Origin of the sequence: Streptomyces sp. cg40 (assembly GCF_050320165.1) — a bacterium.
Taxonomy (GTDB): Bacteria; Actinomycetota; Actinomycetes; order Streptomycetales; family Streptomycetaceae; genus Streptomyces; species Streptomyces hokutonensis.
Window position 1 is genome coordinate 845,698 of the sequence record NZ_CP190128.1, and the last position, 14,615, is coordinate 860,312.

Here is a 14,615-nt window from a genome sequence, read left to right on the forward strand (position 1 = left end):
AGCCGAGGAAAGGGCGGACATGACGCTGACTCTCGAAGACCGCCTCGCCATAACGGAGTTGATCGCACTGCACGGCCACTTGGTCGACGAGGGTGAACTGGACCGTCTGTACGCGGTGTTCACTCCGGACGTCGAGTACGACCTGACCGACTTCGGCCAGGGCACGGTCACCGGCCTCACCGAACTGGTGGGCGCGTCCTTGGCGTTGGGAGCCGGGAACCCCGTCGCGCACCACGTCACGAATGTGGTGGTCGAGGAGCCGACGGAGGGCCGAGTCCGCGCCCGCTCGAAGGGACTGGGCGTCCGGACGGACGGCTCGTGCGGTTCTGTGACGTACGAGGACACAGTGGTGCGCACGGGGGTCGGCTGGCGGATCTCGCATCGCAAGGTGTCGGCACGGCGAGTGCCCCTGAGGGGACGCGCAGCGTCCCCTCAGGGGCGCGGGGAACTGCGCACCCAGCCACAGCGAACCCGCAGACGACATAAGTCAGTTACGCCCCCTGAACACCGGCTCGGCCCACGCCGGCGGCGCAGCAACCCCCACCTCGGTCGCGACATGCCCCCAAATCCCACCCCGCAACTCCGTCACGAACGCCAGACACGACTCGTACCGGTCGTCCGGACTCTTCGCCAACGCCTTCGCGAAGACCGCGTCGACATGCCCCGGCAGATCGGGCCGGGACTCGGTGACCGCCGGAGGCATGTCGTACTGGTGCGCCCACAGCAGCGCCATGTCGTCGTCCCGCCGGAACGGCGGACGCCCCGCGAGGGTCTCGTAGGCGACGCACGCGAGCCCGTACACATCGCAGCGTCCGTCGACCGGCCGGCCCGAGATCTGCTCCGGAGCCACGTAGTCGAGCGTGCCGACGAACTGCCCGACCGTCGTGAAACCGGTCAACGACAACGACTTCTTCGTCAGGCCGAAGTCGGTCAGATACACGTGCTCGGGATGGTCGTCGTCCGTGCCGCGCGCCACGAGGATGTTGCCGGGCTTCACGTCCCGGTGGACGAGCCCGTGTTCGTGGGCGGCGTCGAGCGCGGACGCGACCTGGCCGACGATGCGCGTGGCCGCCGACAGTCCCAACGGGCCCGCCCGGTCCAGGAGATGGCGCAGGTCGCTGCCGGAGACGTAGCGCATGGCGATGTAGAGGACGCCGTCCGTCTCGCCCGCCTCGAAGACCGGCACGATGTGCGGGTGGTCGATCGCTGCGGCGACCCGGGACTCGTGGGTGAAGCGTTTGCGGAAGGTGTCGTTGCGGGCGAGTTCGGGAGCGAGCAGTTTGAGGGCGACCGTGCGGTCCAGGCGCAGGTCGTGGGCGCGGTAGACGACCGCCATGCCACCGCGGCCGATCTCGTCCTCGATGCGGTATCCGGCGATCTGCTGGCCGATCAGCTCGGAGGGGCGCCCGGAGAAGAGGCTCGCGTCACGGGCCATCGGGGCTCACGACCTGGGTGGGGGCGTGGCCGGGGTCGGCCGGTTCGGCGCGCGGTCCGTCGTCGGTGGCGTAGGTGCTGAGCCGGGTGCCGTCGCCGTAGACCCAGCGTTCGTGGTCGGTGTCGTAGAGCCAGACGGAGGCACCGTCGACGACGACGCCGATGCGCAGGCCCTTGGTGCGGGCCTCGAAGGACGCGCCGTCGAGGCCGCCGCCCGCGAGTTCCTCCACGGCGGCGCGGTAATGGGCGAGGGCCTGTTCGGCACGGGCGAGGAGCGGGCGCGGGTCGGCGGTGCGGGCCTGGGGGGCGCCGGCGGCGGGCGGGTCCTGGGAGACGGAGATGAGGTGGCGGCCGTCGACCCAGGCGGACCAGCCGTTGGAGCACAGGGTGTGGGCCCAGTCGCCGCGCCGTTCGATGAGCTGTACGGGGAGCAGCGCGTCGAGCGGGACCGTGGGGCGGGCGGGGTCCGGGGCCTCCCAGGCAGGCATCCCGTGTTCGGGGACGACATGCGTGGGCCGGAAGCCGGGGGACGGGATCGTCATCGCGGCGGCCCCTACTTCCGCATCACGGCGGGTTCGTGCCGGCGCAGCAGCCGGGACACCAGGAAGCCGAAGAGCAGCGACAGCACGACCAGCATGCCCATGTTGAGCAGCCAGGCCCCGGCCGAGTGCCGGAACAGCGGGTCGCCGGTCAGTTCGCCGGGCACGATGCGGGCCAGTCCGATGGTGCCGGCCATGCCGCCAAGTGCCCAGCGCGAGGGCACGAGCCAGGAGAGCTGTTCCAGGCCGGGCACGCCGTGCAGTTTCAACAGGGCGCCGCAGAACACCACTTGGACGATGGCCAGCAGCACGAGCAGCGGCATGGTCACCTCCTCCTTGCGCACCAGCGCGGAGACCAGCAGGCCGAGCATCATCGCCGTGAACGCCAACAGGGCGACGGCCACCGTGATTTCGATCAGGGGCGGCATCAACACCCCTTTTCCACGGGGTGCGTTGAGGTCCACACCGAACAGGCCGACCAGGGTGAGCACCACGGCCTGTGCCACGGTGATCGCGCCCAGTACGACGACCTTGGAGAGCAGGTACGCCGATCTGGACAGGCCGACGGCTCTCTCTCGCCGGTAGATCGCGCGTTCCTTGACGAGTTCGCGCACGGCGTTGGCCGCGCCAGTGAGTACCCCGCCGACGCAGAGGATGAGCAGCGCGTTCATCGCGGTCTCCCGCGTCAGGGTGCTCCCGGCGAGCGCGCGGGCCATCGCGCCCATCACGAACGGCAGCGCGATCATGATGGCGAGGAAGGTCCGGTCGGCGGCGAGGGCGGCGGCGTAACGCCGTATCAGCGTGCCGAGTTGGGCGCTGCGGCTGCGGGGCCGGGGCGGTGGCGCCACGGCGACCGGGCCGGAGCCGAGCAGATGGGGCTGTGCGGTGGAGTTGCGGATGTACTGGCGTTGGAAGGGGGACTCCCTGAACTCCCCCGCCCAGTCCCGGTCCTGGTCGCGCTCGAAGGACTCGAAGGCCTCCGGCCAGTGCTCGAAGCCGAAGAAGGCGAGGGCGTCGCCGGGCGGGCCGTAGTAGGCGACCCTGCCGCCGGGCGCGAGCACCAGGAGGCGGTCGCAGACGTCGAGGCTGAGGACGCTGTGGGTGACGACGATGACGGTGCGGCCGTCGTCGGCGAGGCCGCGCAGCATGTGCATCACCGAGCGGTCCATGCCGGGGTCGAGTCCTGAGGTCGGTTCGTCGAGGAAGAGCAGCGACGGCTTGGTCAGCAGCTCCAGGGCCACGCTGACCCGCTTGCGCTGGCCGCCGGAGAGGCTGTGCACGGGCTGCTCGGCCCGCTGCTGGAGGCCCAGTTCGCGGACGACCTCCTCGACCCGGGCCTGCCGTTCGGTCTTCGCCGTGTCCTGCGGGAAGCGCAGTTCGGCCGCGTAGGACAGGGCGCTGTGCACGGTCAGCTGGGCGTGCAGGATGTCGTCCTGCGGGACCAGGCCGATGCGCTGGCGCAGTTCGGCGTAGTCGCGGTAGAGGTCGCGGCCGTCGTAGAGGACGGTGCCGCGGTCGGCGGGGCGCTGGCCGGTGAGCGCGTTGAGCAGGGTGGACTTGCCGGCGCCGCTGGGTCCGACGACGGCGAGCAGGCACTTCTCACCGACCGGGAACGACACCTGGTCGAGGAGGACCTTGCGGCCGTGGTCGACGGCGACCGTGAGGTCCTGGACGTCGAGGGAGACCTCTCCGGTATCGACGTACTCCTGCAACTGGTCGCCGACGAGACAGAACGCGGAGTGCCCGATACCGACGATGTCGCCCGGGCCCATGGGGGCGCGGGTGACGGGCTGGCCGTTGAGGTAGGTGCCGTTGTGGCTGCCGAGGTCGACGATCTCGTACGTCCCGTCCGGCATGGCACGCAGTTCGGCGTGGCGGCGGGAGACGATCAGGTCGTCGACGACGAGGTCGTTGTCGGCGGCCCGGCCGATGCGGACCGTGCGCGCCGGCAGCGGCCGTACCGTGGTCGGCTGCCGGAAGGTGCCGGTGAAGGCGGGCATGGACACGGCCGACGGGCGTTCCGGGGCCGGGGCCGGGCGGTCGGCCAGGGTGACGCACGGGCCGTCGGCCGCGCTGCCGAAGCGGATCACGCTGCCGGGGCCGACGCCCCACTGCTGAACGCGGCGGCCGTCGGCGTAGGTGCCGTTCGTGCTGTGTTCGTCCTCCAGCGTCCAGTGGTCGGCGTCGGGCCGCAGTACCGCGTGGTGCCAGGAGACCCGGGCGTCGTCGATGACGATGTCGCTCAGCGGGTCGCGGCCCACGTGGTAGTCGCGGCTGGGGGTCATGACCGTGGAGCCCGACTCCGTCTCCAGGAGGAGTTCGGGCGCGGTCGGCGCCATCGGCCGCTCTGACATGCACCGAATTCTACCGATTGGCCCACCTGTGCGCCCGGCCAGCGGTCAGGGGCGTGCGACGGGCGACACGTGTCAGGCCACAGGGACGACGAGCGCGGGAACGGTCCGCTGCATACGGAGGGCGTCCACCGATTCGGCGAGCAGCTCGTACTCGGTGCTCTCGTCGCTGATGGCGATCTGCACCAGCCGGCCGGCCGCCAACTCGTAGGCGACCTGCTCCTGATGGCCGACGTCGCGGGCCCAGGTGCGTAACGCCTTGGGCACGTCGGGGGCCGTGTCGGCGACCGGTACCAGCGCACCCCTGGGGAAGCGCGGGTTCTCCGGCTGCGGGTCGAGCCGGTCGGCCATCCACACCGCGCGGTCCCGTAACCACCACAGGGCCAGCGCCAGTGTCGGAGCGCGGTAGGTGCCCAGGGGTACACCGACGCGCTGTCCGCCGCAGGTACCGTACGCGGTGACATGGCACAGGAATTCGTCGTGCACGATCACTCCCCCGTCGCGTGTCTCGATTGCCGGTCGGGCCTCGCTTTCCATGCGGCTCTGGCTGGCGGCTCGGGTGGCTCAGGTGGTGCGCACGATGGCGGATTCGCATCGTGAAGTGGTGCCCTAGCAGACGAGTATGTTCACTCCTGAAACACTGTCACCACGACTTTTTAGCCAGTCTCTTGGCATATTCACAGCCTCTTCTGGCCGAAAAGCTTCGGGATCCCTTTTGTCATGATCCCCGACCGTCATTACCCGAGGGGTAATCGACCCTCCGCGCGGGCCCCGGCATGGTGGAACCACCGGATCGGCACTCACCGAGATCCGGGCCCTGACCAGTACGAACGACCTCGACGGAGGCTGATTCACCATGTCCGAGAACACCGACCGCTACGAGAACGCCGTCGCCCGCTACTTCGAGGCCTGGAACGCGGGCGAGCCGGAGGCGCTCGCGAAGGCGGTGGCCGCAGCCTGGTCCGTCGAGGGTACTTATACCGACCCATTGGCGACAGTCACCGGCCACACGGAGATCGCTGGACTGATCGCCGGGGCGCACGCGCAGTTCCCGGGGTTCGCCTTCCGCCCCCTCGGGACGGTCGACGGGCACCACGACACCGCCCGGTTCTCCTGGGAGCTGGTGAGCGGGGCCGACGGATCGGCGCCCGTCGCCGGTTTCGACGTGATCACGCTGGACGCGGACGGCCGTATCCGCTCGGTGCTCGGTTTCCTCGACCGGGTGCCCGCCTGACCGTACGGCTCGGAGAGCGGCTCAACTCCTAGCCAGAGCCTCTTCGCGATACCGCCTCGGCGCCACCCCGACCGCCCGCTTGAAGGCGTTGCTGAAGGCGCTCTCGGAGGTGTAGCCGACGGACCGGGCGAGGGCGCCGACCGGGGCGGTGTCCTGGCGAAGGGCCCGGGCGGCGAGGTTCATGCGCCAGTTCAGCAGATACGTCAGGGGCGGCACACCGGCCGCCTCCTTGAACCGTACGGCGAACGTGGTGCGGGACATCGCGGCCGCCCGGGCCAGCTCCTCCAGCTGCCAGGGGTGGGCCGGGTCGCCGTGCATCAGGCGCAGGGCGGGGGCGAGCCGCTCGTCGGCGAGGGCGCGCAGCCAGCCGGGCGGCAGCCCGTCCGACTCGGCCAGGCAGACCCGCAGCACCTGGACGAACATCAGCTGGGCGAGCTGCGCCGAGACGAACTCGACGCCGGCCCTGCGGGTCCGCATCTCGGCCGCCAACTGCCCGATGAGCCACCGCAGTACACCCGCCTCCGGCGAGTCGGCCCGCACGTGGACCAGCTCCGGCAGCGCCCGGCGCAGCAGGTCGCCACGGTCGCGGCTCAGGTCGATGTGCCCGGACACACAGGCGACGTCCACCGCCTCGCCCTGCCCGAGGCGGCCCATCCGCGTCTCCGGGTCCATGACGACGTCGTCGGAGTCGGTCGGCTCGACTCCCGGTCGGCTGCACAGCGTGTACGGCTGTCCGCCGTCGGAGATCACGACGTCCCCCTCGGCGAGCCGCAAGGGTTCGCCGCCGTCGTCCCGGACCAGCAGGCAGCCGCCCCGGAGCACGGCGTTCACCTTCAGCCGGTCGCGTCCGCGCAGCTGGATCGCCCAGTCGCCGCCGGCCGTGAACCCGCCGGAGAACACGCTGCGGGCATCGGCGACGGCGAGGGCGTCGGAGAGGGGATCCACGGTCATGCTCGAACTATCACGCAAGTAATGCGGATTCTCAAGTATTCATCGTACGGATCCGGCTGCCTACGGTGATCTCACCAGCTCAGGCTGACAAGGAGAGAGCAGAGATGACCACCACCGCACAGCAGCCCCTGAACTCCGGCTTCGGCGCCGCGTCCACCGCCGAGGAGGTGATCAAGGGCATCGACCTCACCGGCAAGGTCGCGATCGTCACGGGCGGCTACTCCGGCATCGGCCTGGAGACGGCCCGGGTGCTGCGCGCCGCGGGCGCCGGGATCGTCGTACCGGCGAGGGATGTGGAGCGGGCGCGGACGGCCCTGGAGGCCGTGCCGGGGGCCGAGGTCGAGTACCTGGACCTGCTGGACCCGGCGTCCATCGACACCTTCGCGGAGAAGTTCCTCGCCTCCGGGCGCCCGCTGCACCTCCTGGTGAACAACGCCGGGATCATGGCGACCCCGCTGGCCCGGGACGCGCGCGGCTACGAGGCGCAGTTCGCCGTCAACCACCTGGGGCACTTCCAGCTGACCACCCGGCTGTGGCCGGCGCTGGTCGCGGCGAAGGGCGCGCGGGTCGTCGTCCTCTCCTCGCGGGGCATCCGCTTCGCCGGTGTCGACTTCGACGACCTGCACTTCGAGCACCGGGCCTACGAGCCGTTCGCGGCCTATGGCCAGTCGAAGACGGCCAACGCCCTGTTCGCCGTGGAGTTGGACCGGCACGGGCGGGCGCAGGGCATCCGAAGCTTCGCGGTGCACCCGGGCCTGATCATCGACACCGGACTCGTCAAGCACCTCGACACGTCGATACTTCAGGCCGCGGGGGCGCTCGACGGCGCGGGCAGGCCCGTCCGTGACCCCGAGCGCCAGATGAAGACCGTGCAGCAGGGCGCGGCCACCGGCGTCTGGTGCGCGACGAGCCCGCAACTCGCCGGCCTCGGCGGGGTGTACTGCGAGAACGTCGATATCAGCCCTCTGGTGACGGCCGAGAACGAGGCCGCCTGGTACGCCGGCGAGAACACCCCGGGTGTGCTGCCCCGCGCCGTCGACCCAGAGGCGGCGGCCCGCCTCTGGGAGGTCAGCGAGCGGCTTACGGCCTGACGATCGCGTCGATGCGGGCCAGCTCCTCGGTGTCGAAGTCCAGGTTGCGGGTGGCCGCGACGCTGTCCTCGATCTGCTGCGCGCTGCTCGCACCGACCAGGGCCGAGGTGACCCGGCCGCCGCGCAGCACCCAGGCCAGGGCCAGCTGGGCGAGGGTCTGACCGCGGCCCTTGGCGATGTCGTCGAGGGCACGCAACTGACCGACCAGGTCCTCGGTGACCGCGTCCGAGTTCAGGAACGGGCTGTCGCTCGCCGCCCGGGAACCCTCCGGGATGCCGTCGAGGTAGCGGGAGCTGAGCAGCCCCTGCTCCAGCGGTGAGAAGACGATGGAGCCGACCTGGAGCTCGTCGAGGGCGTCGAGCAGACCCTCGTCCTCGGGGCGCCGGTCGAGCATCGAGTAGCGCGGCTGGTGGATGAGGAGCGGGGTGCCCAGCTCACCAAGGATGCGGGCGGCCTCCCGGGTCTGCTCCGCCGAGTAGTTGGAGATGCCGACGTAGAGCGCCTTGCCCTGCTGGACCGCCGAGTGCAGGGCGCCCATCGTCTCCTCCAGGGGAGTCTCCGGGTCGGGGCGGTGCGAGTAGAAGATGTCGACGTAGTCCAGGCCCATGCGTGTGAGGCTCTGGTCGAGCGAGGACAGCAGGTACTTGCGCGAACCCCACTCGCCGTAGGGCCCGGGCCACATCAGATAGCCGGCTTTGGTGGAGATCACCAGTTCGTCGCGGTACGAACCGAAGTCCGCCTTCAGCGCCTCGCCGAGGGCGGACTCGGCGGCGCCGGGCGGCGGGCCGTAGTTGTTGGCGAGGTCGAAGTGGGTGACGCCGAGGTCGAAGGCGCGGCGCAGGATCGCGCGCTGGGTGTCGACCGGGCGGTCGGGCCCGAAGTTGTGCCACAGGCCGAGCGAGATCGCGGGGAGCTTCAGACCGCTGCGGCCGGTGCGCCGATAGGGCAGGTCCGCGTAGCGGTCGGGGTGTGCGGTGTACAACGCGACTCCAGAGGGGTTGGCACACGGGATACCGGTTCCAGGGAACCGTCGCCCACTCTGTCCGACCTGCGGGCAGTGGTCCAACAGAAGAATCCGATGGAATTCAGCGGTTACGCTTCTCAATCATGGAGCTGCGTCATCTTCAGCATTTCATCGCCGTCGCCGAGGACCACCACTTCACCCGCGCGGCCGAGCGGCTGATGGTGTCCCAGTCCGGGCTGTCGGCGTCGATCCGCGCCCTGGAGCGGGAGTTGCAGACCCCGCTGTTCGTGCGCACCACGCGCAGGGTCACGCTCACGGAGGCAGGCCGGGCCCTGCTCGGCGAGGCGGAGCGCATCCTCGCGCAGGTGCGGTCGGCGCACGAGGCGGTGGCCGCGGTACAGGGCGTGCTGCGCGGCACGCTCTCCCTGGGCACCGAGCAGTGCATCGCCGGGGTGCATGTGGCCGGGCTGCTCGCCGCGTTCCGGCGCCGCCATCCCGACGTGGAGATCCGGCTGCGCCAGGCGGGTTCCGGGGCGCTCGCGGAGGAGGTCGCGGCCGGACGCCTCGACCTGGCCTTCGCCTACCGCACCCAGGCGGACTCCGACCAGCTGCGCTCGGTGTCGATCACCAGCGAGCCGATGACCGTGCTGTGCCATCCCAGCCACCGGCTCGCCCGGCTCGGTGCGGCGGTGGCTCCGGACGACCTCGGCGGCGAGGTCTTCGTCGACTTCCACCCGGACTGGGCCTCGCGCCGCACCACCGACGCCGTCTTCGCCGCGGCGGGCGTACGGCGGACCGTGGCGCTGGAGGTCAACGACGTGCACAGTCTCCTCGATCTGATCGACGAGAACCTCGGGATCGCGGTGGTCCCCCAGCACTTCCGTCACAAGCGCGAGCCCCTCACCGCCCTCCCCCTCAAGGGAACGGGCGAGGAGGTCTACGAAACGGTGGCCCTGCTCCCGCCCCCGCAGGCCACCAGCCCGGCGGCCCGCGCCCTGATGACCCTGCTGGAAACCGGGACTCCGGCCGCATGAGGGACGGCGATGCGCGATGGTGGTCGTATGCATGCCAACGACATCCTCATTGACGCGTACGGCCGTATCCAGGAAGAAGTCCATGCCGCCCTCGACGGCCTGACCCCGGACCAGCTGCACGCGCGCGTGGGCGCCGACGCCAACTCCATCGCCTGGCTGATCTGGCATCTCACCCGAGTCCAGGACGACCATGTCGCCGACGCCGGCGGCCTCGACCAGGTGTGGCTCACCCAGGGCTGGGAGAAGCGCTTCGGCCTCGACCTGCCGCCCCGGGACATCGGCTACGGCCACACCTCCACGCAGGTCGGCAAGGTGCGCGTCGAGTCGGCCGGGCAGCTGAGCGGTTACTACGACGCCGTGCACGAGCAGACCCTGGAGTATCTGCGCGGGCTGGCCCCGGAGGACTACGAGCGGATCGTGGACGAGCGCTGGGACCCGCCGGTCAGCCTGGGCGTACGGCTGGTCAGCGTCCTGTCCGACGACCTGGAGCACGTCGGACAGGCGCAGTACGTGCGGGGGCTGCTTCAGAGCGCGGAGGCATAGCCCGGCAGGACGACGTCCTCGATGAGGGCCTTGCGCTCGTCGTAGGGGATGAACGCGCTCTTGAGGGCGTTCACCGTGACCGTGCGCAGGTCCTCGGCCGTCCAGCCCGCCTCCTCGACCAGGAGGGACATCTCGCGGGTCATCGTCGTACCGGACACCAGTCGGTTGTCGGTGTTCAGGGTGACGCGGAAGCCGAGGTCCTTCAGGGCGGTGATGGGGTGCTCGGCGATCGAAGTGGCCGCGCCCGTCTGGAGGTTGGAGGTCGGGCACATCTCCAGGGCGATCCGGCGGTCCCGCACCCAGCCCGCGAGGCGGCCGAGCTTGCCGTCGACGATGTCCTCGGTGATGCGGACGCCGTGGCCGATGCGCTGGGCGCCGCACACCTGGAGGGCCTGGTGGATGCTGGGCAGGCCGTGTGCCTCACCCGCGTGGATCGTGAAGGGGACGCTCTCGCGACGCAGGTGCTCGAAGGCGGCGAGGTGGTCGGCGGGCGGGAAGCCGTCCTCGGCGCCTGCGATGTCGAAGCCGACGACACCCGCGTCCCGGAAGGCCACCGCTAGGTCGGCGGCCTCGCCGACCCGGTCGAACATCCGCATCCCGCACAGCAGCGTCCGCACCTGGACCGGCGTTCCGGCCGCCGCGGCCTTGGCCATACCGGCCGCGAGCCCCTCCTGGACGGTCTCGACGACCTCGCTCATCGTGAGCTCGCCGTTGGTGTTCAGCTCGGGGGCATAGCGCACCTCGCCGTAGACCACACCGTCGGCGGCGAGGTCCAGGACGTACTCCTCGGCGGCGCGCAGCAGGCCCTCGCGGTTCTGCAGCACGGCGAGGGTGTGCTCGAAGGTGGCGATGTAGCGCACCAGGTCACCGGAGTTGGCGGCGTCGAAGTACCACGCGGCGAGCTCGTCCGGGTCGGTGGTGGGCAGGGTGTGCCCGACCGTCTCCGCGAGCTCCACCACGGTGGCGGGGCGCAGGCCGCCGTCGAGGTGGTCGTGCAGCACGGCCTTGGGGAGCCGGCGGAGGGTGGCGGAGTCTATGCGCGTAGATGACATGTGCGGTCGTTCCTCGGTCGTTCGGTGAGCGGGGGCGGGCGGTACGGAGGTTCAGGCGGCGGGCCGGAGCAGGTCCCAGCGGTTGCCGTACAGGTCCTGGAAGACGGCGACCGAACCGTACGGCTCGTGGCGCGGCTCCTCCAGGAAGGTCACGCCCGCGGCGAGCATCCGGGCGTGGTCGCGGGCGAAGTCGTCGGTGTGCAGGAAGAAGCCGACGCGCCCGCCGGTCTGGTCACCCACCCGGGCACCCTGGCCCTCGCCCTTGGCGCGGGCGAGCAGCAGACCGGCGGCGGAGCCGTCCGCGCCGGGCGGGGTCACGACGACCCAGCGGGAGCCGTCGGGGCGGGGCGTGTCCTCGACGAGGCGGAAGCCCAGGGCTTCGGTGTAGAAGCGGATCGCCTCGTCGTAGTCGTCGACGACGAGGGTGACCAGGGCGATACGACTCATCGGGGGCTCTCCGTGCGGTTCCGTTCGACGGGATGTTGACGGGTGAGGTTATACGTAAAACGTAGCGTGCGCCAGTCAACCACCGGATCCCCCCGGCCCTCCCCTCACCCGGCCTCCTCGCCCTGCGCCACCTCCACCCGATGGTGGACGTCGATCATCGAGGTGGCCGAGGCGGCGAAGGAGAGCGCCGCGCAGGCGATCAGCAGGGCGGCGAGTCCGCAGGCGGCGGTGCGGTGGACGACGCGCGGTGCGGCGAGGAGGGCCTTGACGCGCTGCGGGACCGGGCCGGTGGTGGCGCCGGGGACGAAGTCCGGGCGCCGGGAGCGGGCCGACTGTCCGGCGAGGGCCGCGCGGGCGATGGCGCGGGCGATCAGGCGCCGGTCGCCCACGACGGTGGCGGCGGCCTCGTCGGCCGCGCGTTCGGCCGCGAGCCGGATCGTGTCGCGGACCGGGCCTAGCGCGGGGTGGCAGCGGGCGGCGAGTTCGGCGGCCACGAGGAAGTAGTGGTGGCCGCCCGCGTTGTGCGCCCGCTCGTGCGCGAACAGCGCCTCGCGCTCGGCGGCGTCGAGGCTGCGCAGCATCCCCGTGGTGACGACGATGCGGTGCGGCCGCCCGGGCAGGGCGTAGGCGTCCGGGTGCGGGGAGTCGAGCACGCAGAGGTCACCGGCGACGGGCCCGCTCCCGGCATGCGTACGGGCGACACGGAAGGCGCGGGACTGGTGCAGCGCCCACCGGGTCAGCGTCCAGGCGCACACGGCCAGGGCACCGGCGGACAGCACGGCCGCCGGCGGGACGAGACCGCCGTAGGAGGTGCGCAGGGGGTGGATCAGTTCGCCGAGCGACGCGAACAGCGGGAGTCGGAGCAGGCCGGTCAGGACGAACGCGCCGAGGGCGGCGAGGGTACAGCCGGCCGCGGTCACCGCGGTGCCGGTGAGGAGCCACAGCGCGGTGACCGGCGGGAGCCGCTCCAGGGCGCGCCGGGCCATCGGCCGCAGCGCGAACGGCAGCACGAGCGGGAGGAGCAGGAGGGCGATCATCGGTCACCGGATTTCATCGCATCCAGCATTCCACGCCCCACGGCGACCGCACTACTGCTCACCGGATTCGAGGAGGTCGCGCAGAACGCGTTCGTCGTCGGGGCTGAGCTGCGCGACGAAACGGGCGAGTACGGTCTCCCGGTCGCCGTCCCGGTCGAGCTCGGTGTGCATACGGCGGGCGGTGAGGCCCTGCGCGTCCTGGACCGGGAAGTAGGCGTAGCCGCGGCCCTGGCGCCTGCGGTCGACGACACCCTTGTCGTGCAGCCGGGTCAGGATCGTTGTCACCGTGGTGCGGGCCAGGCCCGTGCCGAGGCTCAGCTGGACCTCTCCGGGGGTCTGCGGGGCGCCGGCGGCCCAGAGGGCGGCCATGACGGTGGCCTCCAGCTCACCCGCCGGTCGGCGTTCGTCCTTCGCGTCGGCCATGGGAACGATCCTCACCCCGTCCTCGTCCGCCGTCCGGCAGACCGTCTACAGAATTGTAGTCGGCAAGGTGCCGTGTCGTCATCGCAACCGTGTTCCCCTTCACACGTGCCTCTTGCGGAAGGGGCCGGAGCGACCTCCGGGTCCGGGCGTGACAGGCTGGTGATCGTGTCGAGGCCGCCCCGGCACACTCCTCCATCGAGCACCGCCGTACAGGAGTTGAGCGTCATGTCCTCCGAGCTGCCGAAGTCGACCGGAGCACCGGCCCACCAGAACGTCACCTTTCCCAGTGCCGGAGGCACCGCCCACGGCTATCTGGCGCTGCCGCCGTCCGGGAGCGGGCCGGGTGTGATCGTCATCCAGGAGTGGTGGGGCCTGACCGACCACATCGCCAACGTGGCCGACCGGCTCGCGCAGGAGGGCTTCGTCGCGTTCGCCCCCGACCTGTACGGCGGGAACGTGGCGCACGACAGCGACGAGGCCCTGAGGATGATGACGGCCCTCCCCGTCGCCCGCGGTGTCGAACTGCTCTCCGGCGCGGTCGGCCACCTGCTGTCCCTGCCCGAGGTCACCTCGGACACGGTCGGCGCGGTCGGCTTCTGCATGGGCGGCGGCTTCGTCCTGTACCTGGCCGCGGCCGACCCGAGGGTGAGCGCGGCGGTGCCGTTCTACGGCGTGATCCAGGGCGAGTTCCCCGACTTCTCCGGGCTGAAGGCCCATATCCTCGGCCACTACGGCGAGTTGGACCAGAGCATCCCCACGAAGAGCCTCGACGCCCTGCGCGAGACCGTCGAGCGGCAGTCCGGCATCACCGCGGACCTGCGCCTCTACCCGGCGAACCACGCCTTCTTCAACGACGGCCGCCCGGTCTACGACGCCGACTCCGCGGCCCGCGCCTGGGCGAGCACGGTGCCCTTCCTGCACGCCCGACTGGGCTGACCCCAGGGCGACTCCGCACACGCCTCACCGCAGTGACGCCACAGCGCCTCGGTCCGAGGTCCTACGACCCCGGCCCGAGGCGCCGCGCGGACGCCGCCGGTAGCGTCCCGGGCATGAAGATCACCGTGCCGCCCCGCGGCCCCGAGGAACGCAGACGTGACGTACTGGCGCGGCTGGAACGGGAGTTGGACATCTGGGTGGCCTCGGCCGACACCGACGGGCTGCCCTGCCTGGTCCCGCTGTGGTTCGTCTGGGACGGGCAGTCCGTCTGGCTGTGCACCCGGCCCACGAACCCCACGGGCCGCAATCTGAGCGACGGTCGGCGGACCCGGCTGGCCTTCGCGGACACCCGGGACGTCGTGCTCGTCGACGGCGAGGCCACGGCCTTCACCGCCGAGGACGTCCCGGCCGCCGCTGCCGACGCCTTCGATGCGAAGTACGGCTGGGATCCCCGCCAGGACCGTGCGCCCTACTCCTTCTTCCGGGTACGGCCGCTCGCCGTCCAGGCCTGGCACGAGGTGCACGAGCTGCCCGAGCGCCGGCTGATGCGGGACGGCGTCTGGCTGGTGTGAGCGGGCC

General features: G+C 71.3%; 16 protein-coding genes and 1 pseudogene. 7 read left to right on the forward strand and 10 right to left on the reverse strand.

The genetic code is table 11. The annotated features are described in order from the left end of the window. Positions 1-19: 19 nt before the first annotated feature. A pseudogene (locus tag ACQHII_RS03670) lies at positions 20-376 on the forward strand (nuclear transport factor 2 family protein); the annotation flags it as partial. A 111-nt stretch (positions 377-487) separates the two neighbouring features. Here the strand turns inward: ACQHII_RS03670 and ACQHII_RS03675 are convergent. The 4 genes from ACQHII_RS03675 to ACQHII_RS03690 all read right to left on the reverse strand — a co-directional run bounded on the left by ACQHII_RS03675 (position 488) and on the right by ACQHII_RS03690 (position 4,810). Further along, positions 488-1,435, reverse strand: a complete 948-nt coding sequence (locus ACQHII_RS03675; RefSeq protein WP_427917825.1) for a serine/threonine-protein kinase — start codon at positions 1,433-1,435, stop codon at positions 488-490. Then, positions 1,425-1,970: a hypothetical protein gene (locus tag ACQHII_RS03680; RefSeq protein ID WP_427925220.1), complete on the reverse strand. Its 546-nt coding sequence runs from the start codon at positions 1,968-1,970 to the stop codon at positions 1,425-1,427. The genes ACQHII_RS03675 and ACQHII_RS03680 overlap by 11 nt, the downstream gene beginning before the upstream one ends. A gap of 17 nt (positions 1,971-1,987) precedes the next feature. After that, entirely contained in the window at positions 1,988-4,327 is a 2,340-nt protein-coding gene (locus ACQHII_RS03685) for an FHA domain-containing protein (protein WP_427917826.1), read from the reverse strand. Positions 4,328-4,399: 72 nt separating this feature from the next. Further along, positions 4,400-4,810 carry a hypothetical protein gene (locus ACQHII_RS03690; RefSeq protein WP_427917827.1) on the reverse strand — a complete coding sequence of 137 codons (411 nt, stop codon included), beginning with the start codon at positions 4,808-4,810 and terminating at the stop codon, positions 4,400-4,402. A 370-nt stretch (positions 4,811-5,180) separates the two neighbouring features. Here ACQHII_RS03690 and ACQHII_RS03695 point away from each other — a divergent pair, with 370 nt between their 5' ends. Beyond that, positions 5,181-5,558, forward strand: a complete 378-nt coding sequence (locus ACQHII_RS03695; RefSeq protein WP_427917828.1) for a nuclear transport factor 2 family protein — start codon at positions 5,181-5,183, stop codon at positions 5,556-5,558. 21 nt (positions 5,559-5,579) lie between these two features. Here the strand turns inward: ACQHII_RS03695 and ACQHII_RS03700 are convergent, their stop codons facing one another. Continuing rightward, on the reverse strand, positions 5,580-6,509 hold the full coding sequence (locus ACQHII_RS03700; RefSeq protein ID WP_427917829.1) for an AraC family transcriptional regulator: 930 nt from the start codon (positions 6,507-6,509) through the stop codon (positions 5,580-5,582). Between the two features lie 104 nt (positions 6,510-6,613). Here ACQHII_RS03700 and ACQHII_RS03705 point away from each other — a divergent pair, with 104 nt between their 5' ends. Beyond that, the gene (locus tag ACQHII_RS03705; protein ID WP_427917830.1) at positions 6,614-7,600 is read left to right on the forward strand and encodes an oxidoreductase; all 987 of its coding nucleotides are present in this window, start codon (positions 6,614-6,616) and stop codon (positions 7,598-7,600) included. Here ACQHII_RS03705 and mgrA read toward each other — a convergent pair. After that, the gene (gene mgrA / locus ACQHII_RS03710; protein WP_427917831.1) at positions 7,590-8,582 is read right to left on the reverse strand and encodes an L-glyceraldehyde 3-phosphate reductase; all 993 of its coding nucleotides are present in this window, start codon (positions 8,580-8,582) and stop codon (positions 7,590-7,592) included. The two genes, ACQHII_RS03705 and mgrA, sit on opposite strands and share 11 nt — an antisense overlap. 125 nt (positions 8,583-8,707) lie before the next feature. Here mgrA and ACQHII_RS03715 point away from each other — a divergent pair, with 125 nt between their 5' ends. Then, positions 8,708-9,598, forward strand: a complete 891-nt coding sequence (locus tag ACQHII_RS03715) for a LysR family transcriptional regulator (RefSeq protein ID WP_427917832.1) — start codon at positions 8,708-8,710, stop codon at positions 9,596-9,598. Between the two features lie 27 nt (positions 9,599-9,625). Continuing rightward, the gene (locus tag ACQHII_RS03720; protein WP_427917833.1) at positions 9,626-10,141 is read left to right on the forward strand and encodes a mycothiol transferase; all 516 of its coding nucleotides are present in this window, start codon (positions 9,626-9,628) and stop codon (positions 10,139-10,141) included. Here ACQHII_RS03720 and ACQHII_RS03725 read toward each other — a convergent pair. The 4 genes from ACQHII_RS03725 to ACQHII_RS03740 all read right to left on the reverse strand — a co-directional run bounded on the left by ACQHII_RS03725 (position 10,123) and on the right by ACQHII_RS03740 (position 13,100). Next, positions 10,123-11,193, reverse strand: coding sequence for an adenosine deaminase (locus ACQHII_RS03725; RefSeq protein ID WP_427917834.1), 1,071 nt, complete (start codon positions 11,191-11,193; stop codon positions 10,123-10,125). The genes ACQHII_RS03720 and ACQHII_RS03725 overlap by 19 nt on opposite strands. A 51-nt stretch (positions 11,194-11,244) precedes the next feature. Next, complete coding sequence (locus ACQHII_RS03730) at positions 11,245-11,640, reverse strand: VOC family protein (protein WP_427917835.1); 396 nt, start codon at positions 11,638-11,640, stop codon at positions 11,245-11,247. A gap of 104 nt (positions 11,641-11,744) precedes the next feature. After that, the gene (locus tag ACQHII_RS03735) at positions 11,745-12,677 is read right to left on the reverse strand and encodes a M48 family metalloprotease (protein ID WP_427917836.1); all 933 of its coding nucleotides are present in this window, start codon (positions 12,675-12,677) and stop codon (positions 11,745-11,747) included. A gap of 51 nt (positions 12,678-12,728) precedes the next feature. Then, positions 12,729-13,100 carry a BlaI/MecI/CopY family transcriptional regulator gene (locus ACQHII_RS03740; RefSeq protein WP_388103117.1) on the reverse strand — a complete coding sequence of 124 codons (372 nt, stop codon included), beginning with the start codon at positions 13,098-13,100 and terminating at the stop codon, positions 12,729-12,731. A gap of 225 nt (positions 13,101-13,325) precedes the next feature. On the opposite strand from ACQHII_RS03740, the gene ACQHII_RS03745 reads away from it, so the two are divergent. Together ACQHII_RS03745 and ACQHII_RS03750 are read left to right on the forward strand one after the other, a co-directional pair. Then, positions 13,326-14,036, forward strand: a complete 711-nt coding sequence (locus tag ACQHII_RS03745) for a dienelactone hydrolase family protein (protein WP_427917837.1) — start codon at positions 13,326-13,328, stop codon at positions 14,034-14,036. A 113-nt stretch (positions 14,037-14,149) separates the two neighbouring features. Then, positions 14,150-14,608 carry a pyridoxamine 5'-phosphate oxidase family protein gene (locus ACQHII_RS03750; RefSeq protein WP_427917838.1) on the forward strand — a complete coding sequence of 153 codons (459 nt, stop codon included), beginning with the start codon at positions 14,150-14,152 and terminating at the stop codon, positions 14,606-14,608. The last annotated feature ends 7 nt before the right edge of the window (positions 14,609-14,615 follow it).

What these genes read in the sequence shown, in the direction of transcription:
- ACQHII_RS03675 (WP_427917825.1), bottom strand. Translation starts at nt 1,435, where the DNA reads ATGGCCCGTGACGCGAGCCTCTTCTCCGGGCGCCCCTCCGAGCTGATC.
- ACQHII_RS03685 (WP_427917826.1), bottom strand. Translation starts at nt 4,327, where the DNA reads ATGTCAGAGCGGCCGATGGCGCCGACCGCGCCCGAACTCCTCCTGGAG.
- ACQHII_RS03695 (WP_427917828.1), top strand. Translation starts at nt 5,181, where the DNA reads ATGTCCGAGAACACCGACCGCTACGAGAACGCCGTCGCCCGCTACTTC.
- ACQHII_RS03700 (WP_427917829.1), bottom strand. Translation starts at nt 6,509, where the DNA reads ATGACCGTGGATCCCCTCTCCGACGCCCTCGCCGTCGCCGATGCCCGC.
- ACQHII_RS03705 (WP_427917830.1), top strand. Translation starts at nt 6,614, where the DNA reads ATGACCACCACCGCACAGCAGCCCCTGAACTCCGGCTTCGGCGCCGCG.
- ACQHII_RS03715 (WP_427917832.1), top strand. Translation starts at nt 8,708, where the DNA reads ATGGAGCTGCGTCATCTTCAGCATTTCATCGCCGTCGCCGAGGACCAC.
- ACQHII_RS03720 (WP_427917833.1), top strand. Translation starts at nt 9,626, where the DNA reads ATGCATGCCAACGACATCCTCATTGACGCGTACGGCCGTATCCAGGAA.
- ACQHII_RS03725 (WP_427917834.1), bottom strand. Translation starts at nt 11,193, where the DNA reads ATGTCATCTACGCGCATAGACTCCGCCACCCTCCGCCGGCTCCCCAAG.
- ACQHII_RS03730 (WP_427917835.1), bottom strand. Translation starts at nt 11,640, where the DNA reads ATGAGTCGTATCGCCCTGGTCACCCTCGTCGTCGACGACTACGACGAG.
- ACQHII_RS03735 (WP_427917836.1), bottom strand. Translation starts at nt 12,677, where the DNA reads ATGATCGCCCTCCTGCTCCTCCCGCTCGTGCTGCCGTTCGCGCTGCGG.
- ACQHII_RS03740 (WP_388103117.1), bottom strand. Translation starts at nt 13,100, where the DNA reads ATGGCCGACGCGAAGGACGAACGCCGACCGGCGGGTGAGCTGGAGGCC.
- ACQHII_RS03745 (WP_427917837.1), top strand. Translation starts at nt 13,326, where the DNA reads ATGTCCTCCGAGCTGCCGAAGTCGACCGGAGCACCGGCCCACCAGAAC.
- ACQHII_RS03750 (WP_427917838.1), top strand. Translation starts at nt 14,150, where the DNA reads ATGAAGATCACCGTGCCGCCCCGCGGCCCCGAGGAACGCAGACGTGAC.